The 9,122-nt window shown below is 68.2% G+C and carries 8 protein-coding genes and 1 pseudogene; 2 read left to right on the forward strand and 7 right to left on the reverse strand.

What is annotated here, in order from left to right; translation table 11 throughout:
- Positions 1–48: 48 nt before the first annotated feature.
- From PHI64_RS17705 to PHI64_RS17735, 7 genes are all read right to left on the reverse strand, one after another.
- Positions 49–471 carry a DUF3830 family protein gene (locus PHI64_RS17705; RefSeq protein ID WP_299885601.1) on the reverse strand — a complete coding sequence of 141 codons (423 nt, stop codon included), beginning with the start codon at positions 469–471 and terminating at the stop codon, positions 49–51.
- Between the two features lie 11 nt (positions 472–482).
- Entirely contained in the window at positions 483–1,376 is an 894-nt protein-coding gene (locus PHI64_RS17710; protein ID WP_299885604.1) for a 2-hydroxy-3-oxopropionate reductase, read from the reverse strand.
- Between the two features lie 48 nt (positions 1,377–1,424).
- Positions 1,425–2,198, reverse strand: coding sequence for a hydroxypyruvate isomerase (hyi, locus tag PHI64_RS17715; protein ID WP_299885607.1), 774 nt, complete (start codon positions 2,196–2,198; stop codon positions 1,425–1,427).
- Positions 2,199–2,259: 61 nt separating this feature from the next.
- Positions 2,260–4,035: a glyoxylate carboligase gene (gcl, locus tag PHI64_RS17720; protein ID WP_299885610.1), complete on the reverse strand. Its 1,776-nt coding sequence runs from the start codon at positions 4,033–4,035 to the stop codon at positions 2,260–2,262.
- 232 nt (positions 4,036–4,267) lie between these two features.
- Positions 4,268–4,780 carry an AmiS/UreI family transporter gene (locus PHI64_RS17725; protein WP_299885613.1) on the reverse strand — a complete coding sequence of 171 codons (513 nt, stop codon included), beginning with the start codon at positions 4,778–4,780 and terminating at the stop codon, positions 4,268–4,270.
- Positions 4,781–4,897: 117 nt separating this feature from the next.
- The gene (locus PHI64_RS17730; protein ID WP_299885616.1) at positions 4,898–5,764 is read right to left on the reverse strand and encodes a hypothetical protein; all 867 of its coding nucleotides are present in this window, start codon (positions 5,762–5,764) and stop codon (positions 4,898–4,900) included.
- Positions 5,765–5,875: 111 nt separating this feature from the next.
- On the reverse strand, positions 5,876–7,399 hold the full coding sequence (locus tag PHI64_RS17735) for a nucleobase:cation symporter-2 family protein (protein ID WP_299885619.1): 1,524 nt from the start codon (positions 7,397–7,399) through the stop codon (positions 5,876–5,878).
- Positions 7,400–7,785: 386 nt separating this feature from the next.
- On the opposite strand from PHI64_RS17735, the gene PHI64_RS17740 reads away from it, so the two are divergent.
- Both PHI64_RS17740 and PHI64_RS17745 read left to right on the forward strand, forming a co-directional pair.
- A complete protein-coding gene (locus tag PHI64_RS17740) occupies positions 7,786–8,718 on the forward strand; it encodes an EamA family transporter (RefSeq protein WP_299885622.1) in 933 nt (310 codons plus the stop codon).
- Positions 8,715–9,122: pseudogene (locus tag PHI64_RS17745) on the forward strand (hypothetical protein); the annotation flags it as partial. The gene PHI64_RS17740 and the pseudogene PHI64_RS17745, both read left to right, overlap by 4 nt.

Consider the following 9,122-nt stretch of genomic DNA (forward strand, 5'->3'; position numbering starts at 1 on the left):
GCAGGCGACTGAGGTCGAATGAATTCGACCCCACAACAAGCTGCGCTTTCAGCGCTTGCCCAGGTCGGTGAAGCGCACCCACTGGGCGCCCTTCCACAGCACTTCGCGGCCCATGTCCATGAGCTGCTCGGTGCCTTCTACCACGGTCAGGAAGTGATTGCCCGCCAGTTGCCCCATCTTGCTGGCAAAGCGGCTGCTACCGTAGGCAAACAGGATCTCCGTTTCGGAAAAGCCCCCCGGGTAGAGCAGCACGTCGCCCCGGGAGGGGTGGCTGGTATGGTTCTCGAAGTCCAGGCCGGTGTCGAAGTCGGCCAGCGGCACCCACACCGCCTCGCCGCTCCAGCGGGAATGGATGACCTGATTGGAGAAGGGCAACATCTTCAGGAAGGCGGCGCAGGTCTTCGGCGCGGCCTCTTCCTCCAGGCGGGCGACGAAGCGCCGGGAGCCCACTTCGATGGCGAGATGGCGCATGGTGATTTCCCTCAGGCGGCCTGCTGGCCGATCTCGAAGTTGGCCATCTTCTCCAGGGCGCGCACCAGGGCCGAGTGGTCCCAGCCTGCGCCGCCGTGGGCCGCGCAGGCGTTGAACAGCTCCTGGGCGGTGGCGGTGTTGGGCAGGGGCACCCCCAGCTGGCGGCCGGTGGTGAGGGCCAGGTTGAGGTCCTTCTGGTGCAGCTCGATGCGGAAGCCCGGGTCGAAGGTCCGCTTGACCATGCGCTCGCCGTGCACCTCGAGGATGCGGGAGTTGGCAAAGCCGCCCATCAGGGCCTCGCGCACCCTGGCCGGGTCGGCGCCGGCCTTGGCGGCCAGCAGCAGGGCTTCGCCCACGGCCTCGATGGTCAGGGCCACGATGATCTGGTTGGCCACCTTGGTGATCTGGCCGTCGCCATTGCCGCCCACCCGGGTGATGTTCTTGCCCATCAGCTCGAACAGGGGCCGGACCTTGGCGAAGGCGGCCTCGCTGCCCCCCACCATGATGGTCAGGCTGGCAGCCCTGGCACCCACCTCGCCGCCAGACACCGGGGCGTCCAGGTAGTCACAGCCGAGGGCCTTGATGCGGCGGGCGAAGTTCTTGGTGGCCACCGGGGAGATGGAGCTCATGTCCACCACGATCTTGCCCGGCACCAGGCCGGCGGCGACGCCTTCGGGGTTGAACAGGGCGTCTTCCACGTGGGGGGTGTCGGGCACCATGGTGATGATGATGTCGGCCTGACGGGCCACTTCGGCGCCGCTGGTGCAGGGGCGGGCGCCGGCCTCGATCAGGGCGGCCGGGGTGGCGCCGTGGGTGTGGGTGTAAACCGTGTGGCCGGCGGCGATGAGGTGGCCGGCCATGGGGGCGCCCATGATGCCGAGGCCAATGAATCCGATGTGTGCCATGGTGGTGTCTCCTGTTTTGTCGTTATGGGGCGTCGGGGTGGGGGTGCGTCAGAACGCGTCGAGCCAGCCCAGGCCCTCGGCGGCGGTGGTGGCGGGCTTGTATTCGCAGCCGACCCAGCCGGTATAGCCCAGGCCGTCGATGTGGCGCAGCAGCCAGGGGTAGTTGATCTCGCCGCTGCCGGGCTCGTGGCGGCCGGGGTTGTCGGCCAGCTGGATGTGGGCGATGCGCGGCAGGTGGCGGGCCACGGTGGCGGCCAGCTCGCCCTCCATGCGCTGGGCGTGGTAGAGGTCGTACTGGATGAAGAGGTTGTCGGCGCCCACCTCGTCCAGGATGTCCGCCGCCTGGGCGGTGCGGCTGAGATAGAAGCCGGGGATGTCGAAGGTGTTGATGGGCTCGATGAGCAGGCGGATGCCCGCCTCCTGGAGCTGGCCGGCGGCATAGCGCAGGTTGCTCAACAGGGTGTAGCGCAGCAGCTCGGGGCTGACGCCCGCGGGCGCAATGCCGGCCAGACAGTTGATCTGGGTGCAGCCCAGGGCAGTGGCGTACTCGATGGCCCGCCCCACCCCGTGGCGAAACTCGGCGACCCGGTCGGGGTGGCAGGCGATGCCCCGCTCGCCACCCTCCCAGTTGCCGGCGGGCAGGTTGTGCAGCACCTGGACGAGGCGGTGGCGCTCCAGCTGTTCGGCCAGCTCATCCTTGTTGAAGGCGTAGGGGAAGAGGTATTCCACGCCCTGAAACCCGGCCCGGGCCGCGGCACCGAAGCGCTCCAGGAAGGGCAGCTCGGTGAACAGCATGGACAGGTTGGCGGCAAATCTCGGCATGATTCGGTCTCCGTAAGGCGGGAGGTCGAACGGATTCGACCCCACGGGGATAAAGGGCGGCTCAGTCCAGCAGGGCGATGGCGGTGGGTGCATCGGCGCCGCTCTCGGCGAGGGCCTCGAACTCGTTCACCGCGTTGATCTCGGTGCCCATGGAGATGTTGGTGACCCGTTCGAGGATGATCTCGACCACCACCGGCACGCGGAACGCCTCCATCCATGCGCGGGCCTGGGCAAAGGCCGGCTGGATGTCTTCGGCCTGGCGCACGCGGATGGCCTTGCAGCCCAGGCCTTCGACCACCGCGACGTGATCGACGCCATAGCCCTCGGTTTCGGGGGCGTTGATGTTCTCGAAGGCCAGCTGCACGCAGTAGTCCATGTCGAAGCCGCGCTGGGACTGGCGGATCAGGCCCAGGTAGGCGTTGTTCACCACCACGTGGATGTAGGGCAGCCTGAACTGGGCGCCCACGGCCAGCTCTTCGATCATGAACTGGAAGTCGTAGTCGCCGGAGACCGCCACCACCTTGCGCTGGGGGTCGGCCGCGCACACGCCGAGGGCCGCCGGGATGGTCCAGCCGAGGGGGCCGGCCTGGCCGCAGTTGATCCAGTGGCGGGGCTTGTACACGTGCAGGAACTGGGCGGCGGCGATCTGCGACAGGCCGATGGTGCTGACGTAGCAGGTGTCAGGGCCGAAGGCCTTGTTCATCTCTTCGTACACGCGCTGGGGCTTCATCGGCGTGGCGTCGAAGTGGGTCTTGCGCAGCAGGGTGCGCTTGCGTTCCTGGCAGTCGGCCACCCAGGCCTTGCGGCAGGGCAGCTGGCCGGCCGCCTTCAAGTCGCGGGCGACGGCGATCAGCTGGTCGAGGGCTGCGCCGGCGTCGGAGACGATCCCGTAGTCCGGCCCAAAGACACGGCCGATCTGGGTCGGCTCGATGTCGATATGCACGAACTTGCGGCCCTCGGTGTACACATCCACCGAGCCGGTGTGGCGGTTGGCCCAACGGTTGCCGATGCCGATCACGAAGTCGGAGGCCAGCATGGTCGCGTTGCCATAGCGGTGGGCGGTCTGCAGGCCGACCATGCCGGCCATCAGCGGGTGGTCGTCGGGGAGGCTGCCCCAGCCCATCAGGGTGGGGATCACCGGCACACCGGTCAACTCGGCAAACGCCTGCAGACGGGCCGCCGCGTCGGCGTTGATCACCCCGCCGCCGGCCACGATCAGCGGGCGCTCGGCGGCGTTGAGCATGGCCAGGGCCTTCTCGGCCTGGGCCCGGGTGGCGGCCGGCTTGTGCAGGGGCAGCGGCTCGTAGGTGTCAATGTCGAACTCGATCTCGGCCATCTGCACGTCGAAGGGCAGGTCGATCAGCACCGGGCCGGGCCGGCCGGAGCGCATGATGTGGAAGGCCTGCTGGAAGACCCGCGGCACCAGGGCCGCCTCGCGCACGGTGACGGCCCACTTGGTCACCGGCTTGGCGATGGACTCGATGTCCACCGCTTGGAAGTCCTCCTTGTAGAGGCGGGCGCGAGGGGCCTGGCCGGTGATGCACAGGATGGGGATGGAATCCGCCGAGGCGGAATACAGGCCGGTGATCATGTCGGTACCGGCCGGGCCGGAGGTGCCGATGCACACCCCCAGGTTGCCGGCTTTGGCCCGGGTGAAGCCCTCGGCCATGTGCGAGGCGCCTTCCACGTGGCGGGCGAGGAAGTGCTTGATGCCGCCCTCCTTCCGCATCGCCGAGTAGAGGGGGTTGATCGCCGCGCCCGGCACGCCGAACACCGTCCCCACGCCTTCCTTGCGCATCACCGCCACTGCGGCATCCACTGCTCTCATTCGGGCCATGTGTGTCTCCTTGTAGGTCTGTCCGATGGATTGATGGGGACAGCTTAGGGATTCGGGGATCCCGTTTGAATTGCCGGCGGGATCGGTTCTTTCGGTACTTTTGGTATGGAGTGGATGGAGTGAGCACACCTCCCCGTGGGGTCGAATTCATTCGACCTCCGCCCGTCAGATCATCGGCCTGCCTTTGATCGAAGTCCTAGGTCGAATGAATTCGACCCCACGGGAGATAGGCCTAGATTGCGCCCACCAGCAGCAGATAGCCCGGAATCCAGCCGGTCAGCACGCCCTGCCCGATGGCCGTGAAGGCGGTGAGCCGGACGATGGGCTGGTGGCGGGCGAGCATCAGGAAGAACATCAGCCAGAGTATCGACCAGGCCACCCACGACAGCCCCAGCCACCACTCACCGGGCGTGCTGGCAATGCGCAGGGCGTCGGCGGCCACCGGCACGGCGGTGATCGCCACGAACAGACTGAACCAGCCCAGGCCGCGGCCATCGGCCCCGCTGTAGCGGTTGATGGCGACCCACAGGTAGGTGAAGGAAAACAGCAGCGACAAGGCCGCCGCTTTCACGGAGGCCAGGTCGGCGCCATCGCCGAAGGCCAGCTTGAGGGCCACCAACAGGCTGATGCCGCCGGCAAACAGGTTGATCACCGGGATCTCCCGGTCGCCGATGCGGCCGAGCATCCACAGGCCATTGAGGATGAGCACGGCCCCCACGTAGAACAGGGCCAGTCCGAGCAGCATGAGGGGTCTCCGAGTGTGCCGGCCCGGGCGGAGGCGCCACACCTGAAAACTCCGGGCCGCCCCGAGCTTTCCGGTGGCCCCCGCGAGGGGCGGGCCGGGCGCAGTCCGGCCGGGGTCTCAGAAATGCCATTCCAATTGCAGGGTGGGCGCGTAGGTATTGATGCCCGGCTTGGTCACGCCGGCGGCGTTGGCGTGGTTGCCGAACTTGTTGAGCCACATCTCGTAGCCCACGCCCATCAGCAGGGTGTTCTTCCGGCTGCCCGTCAGCTGGCCCACGTCCGCCATCAGGGAGGTGCGCATCAGGGTCTCGGGCTCGGTCCTGACCCCGGCGTAGTCCCGCCCCTTGGCGGTGTTGTAGTTGATGAAGCCCTGGAACTTGAGGGGCAGCGGGCCGGCCTGGAATGGGATGCCCCAGGCGGCGCTGAGGATCAGCTGGGGGTCGAAGGCGATGCTGGGCTCGGGGCAAGCCGGCGCGCCCAGGCCGCAGTGGTTCCACTCCTTGCCGGCCAGCAGGCTCAGGTCGAGAAAGCCGGGCACGTCGAACTTGATGGTCGGGCCCACCACCAGCAGGCGCTTGCGCGGGGCGAAGCGGGTGTTCTTGGTGTTCAGGTCGAAGCCGGCCGTGAGGGCCAGGTCGCGGACCACGCCGTTGGCAAAGCTGCGCTCGAAGACCTTGCTCATGTGCAACTGGTGGCGGTAGGTGAGGTAGAACTCGGTGGCGCCCGAGTCGCCGCCGCTGATGGGGTCGTTTTTGTCGGACTGGAGCACGTCCAGATTGACGAAGTTCTGCCCCAGGCTGTAGCCGCTGGCGTGGGTGAATTGCAGCACGTGCTTGCGCACGTCCTTGGTGTTGTTGGGCTCGTGGAACTGGGTGCCGTAGCGGTAGCCCAGGAAGGTGTCGGACCAGGTGGCGGCCACGGCCGGGGTGGCCAGGGGGGCGCTCAGGGCCAGGGCGGCGGCGATGCAGCGGGTGTTGGCGATCATCGTTTTTGTCTCCTCGTCTGTTTTTTTGAGACGGCCGCCCCCTGCCGCCGCGCCGGTGAGGGCGGGCAGACGGGAGAAGAGGCCGGGGTGCTGCGGGTGAGCCGGGGCGCCTCAGTGGGCTTCGGCGGTCTTGGCGGCTTCGATGGAGGCGGCTTCGTCGGCCTTGCCCCCGTTGAAGTAGAGGTTGAGGGCCACGGCCGAGATGGAGGTCAGCAGGATGCCGGACTCGAGCAGGGGGTGCAGGCTGTGGGCCATCTGCTGGGTCCAGCGCGGGGCCACCAGGGGGATCATGCCGGCGCCGATGGAAATGGCGACGATGTAGAGGTTGTTGCGGCTGGTCTTGAAATCCACGTTGGCGAGGATGCGGATGCCGGTGGCAGCCACCATGCCGAACATCACCAGGCCGGCGCCGCCGAGCACGAAGGTGGGCACCGACTCCACCAGGGCGGCCATCTTGGGCAGCATGCCCAGCACCAGCATGATGATGCCGGCGGCCACGCAGACCCAGCGGCTCTTCACCCCGGTGACGCCCACCAGACCCACGTTCTGGGAGAAGCTGGTGTAGGGAAAGGTGTTGAACAGGCCGCCGATCAGGGTGCCGAGGCCGTCGGTGCGCAGGCCGTTGGAGAGATCGCGCTGGCTGATCTTGCGGCCGGTGATCTCGGACAGGGCCAGGAACATGCCGGTGGATTCGATCATCACCACGATCATCACCAGGGTCATGGTCAGCACCATCACCAGGTCGAAGGTGGGCATGCCGAAGGCGAAGGGGGTGACGATGTCCACCCAGTGGGCCTGGGCCACCTTGTCGAAGTGCATCTTGCCCATGCCCACGGCCACGAAACAGCCCAGCACGATGCCCAGCAGCACCGCGATGTTGGCCACGAAACCCCGGCCGTAGCGCACCAGCAGCAGGATGGCGGCGAGCACGAAGGCGGCCACGCCCATGTTGTCGAGGGCGCCGTAGTTGGGGTTGTCCTTCATGGGCACGGGGCCGGGCAGCTTCATCTCGGGAGCGCTGGCGCCGGGGGGCAGGGTGGCGGCGGCTTCGGCAGCCTTGGCCTTGGCGGCATCCACCATGGCGACCAGCTTCGGCACATCCACGCTCTGGGCGGTGGGGGCCGGGCCGCCCATGGCCCAGCCGATGCCGACCCGCATCAGGCTGATACCGATGATGGCGATGATGGTGCCGGTGACCACCGGCGGAAAGAAGCGCAGCAGCCGGCTCATCAGCGGGGCGATGGCCATGGAGATGAGGCCCGCACCGATGATCGCGCCGAAGATCGCCCGGGCCCCCTCCGGCCCGCCCTGTACGTTGGCCATGGCCACCATGGGGCCGACGGCAGCAAAGGTCACGCCCATCATCACCGGCAACTTAATGCCGAAATGCCGGCCAAAGCCCAGGGACTGGATCAGGGTGACCAGCCCGCAACAGAACAGGTCAGCCGAAATCAGCATGGCCACCTGCTCGGGGCTGAGCTTGAGAGCCCGTCCGACGATCAGCGGGACGGCCACCGCCCCCGCATACATGACCAGCACGTGCTGCAGGCCGAGGGTGAACAAGCGACCGGTGGGCAGGCGCTCATCCACCGCGTCAACTTCTTGGATATGGACTGCCTTTGAATGCTCCGACATGGGAGTCTCCTCTTTCGTGGGTTCCAGGCACCTCTACGGGCGCTCTCGGGGAAGGGGATTGAATGGACCAGCGGCGATCTGGACGTGATCGAAGTGTAGGGGGGCCCCAATCGGATGGCTGCCACCAGGCCTGATAACCGGAATAAGCAGATCGATATAGTGGCGACGCAACATGAGGGCTACCCTGTGTGCTGGCGGCTTTCGAGCCACTACAAAACCCGGACTGCGGCTATGCAGCATCAAGGTTCGGGGTGTCCTGAGCGCTCCGCCTCTTCCCCGACGGGCGTCGCTGCGTATCGTTGACCCCGGCACCCGCCCTGCGTGGGGCCACACCCGGGCAGCCTGCTCCCCGTCGAAGAGCCCATTATTCGAAATCAGATAAGTCCATGCCCTCACCCTCCCCCGCCCACCCCGGCCGGCACCGCGCCGCGCTGGCACTACTGCTGATGAGCCTGATCTGGGGCTATAACTGGGTAGTGATGAAGCAGGTCGTGCCCCTGGCCGATCCCCTGGACTTCTCCGCCATCCGCACCCTGCTCGGCGCCCTGGCCCTGTTTGCGGCGATGGCCGTGCTGCGCCGGCCGATGGGGCTCGCCGCCCCCCGGGAGACCCTGCTGCTGGGCGTGCTCCAGACCGGCGCCTTCACCCTGCTGATCCAGTGGGCGCTGGTCCATGGTGGCGCGGGCAAGACGGCGGTGCTGGTCTACACCATGCCTTTCTGGCTGGCGCCCCTGGCCGCCTGGGTGCTCAGGGAACACATCGGGCGCATCCAGTGGCTGGCCACGGGCGTGGCGGCGGGCGGCCTGCTGCTGATCCTCGACCCCATGGCGGCCGGCGGCAGCGCCCTGGGCAACCTGCTGGCCGTGGGCGGCGGCTTCAGCTGGGCCCTGGCCACCCTGGTGGCCAAGCGCCTGCGCCAGCGGCACCAGGTGGATCTGCTGGCCCTCACCGCCTGGCAGATGCTGTTTGGCGCCGGGGCCCTGGTGATCGCCGCCCTGCTCCACGACTCGCGCCCCATCAGCCCGACCCCCTTCTTCTTTGCCGCCCTGGCCTTCAACGCCCTATTTGCCACGGCCCTGGCCTGGCTGCTGTGGCTGTACGTGCTGCAGCACCTGCCCGCCGCCATTGCCGGGCTGTCGGCCCTGGGCATTCCGGCCATCGGCGTGCTGGCCGGCTGGCTCCAACTGGGCGAACGCCCCAGCCCCTCAGAACTGGGCGGCATGGCCCTGATCGGCCTCGCCCTGGCCCTGGTCAGCGTGCACGCCCTGCGCCACCCTCCTCCCCCTGCCCCCCAACCGCCCCAAGGGAAAGCCCGATGACCTGCTCCCCCCCTCTGCCCTGCATCCATCTCCTCACCCCCGACACCGCCCTGTGCCGTGCCCTCGCCCGGGTGGCGGCCAGCCTGGGCTTCGGCTTCCAGGCCTGGCGCGACGCCGGGCGCTGCCTGGCCGAACTGGACCCGGAGGCCACCGGCGCCCTGCTCGTCGATGCCGACGCCACCGGCCCGGAGCTGCCCCTGCTCGACCGCCTCGCCCCCCTGGGCATCGACCTGCCAGTGATCGTGCTGGCCCGGGCGGCCACCGTTGACCTGTGCCGCCAGGCCTTCGAGGCCGGCGCCCGGGAGTTTCTGCCCCGCACCAAGGTGGACGCAGACCTCCCCGAGGCCCTGCGCAAGGCCGTGGGCCAGCACGTGCTCGACCGCCAGCGCCAGCAGCGCGCCCGC

Origin of the sequence: Zoogloea sp., assembly GCF_028689785.1 — a bacterium.
Taxonomy (GTDB): domain Bacteria; phylum Pseudomonadota; class Gammaproteobacteria; order Burkholderiales; family Rhodocyclaceae; genus Zoogloea.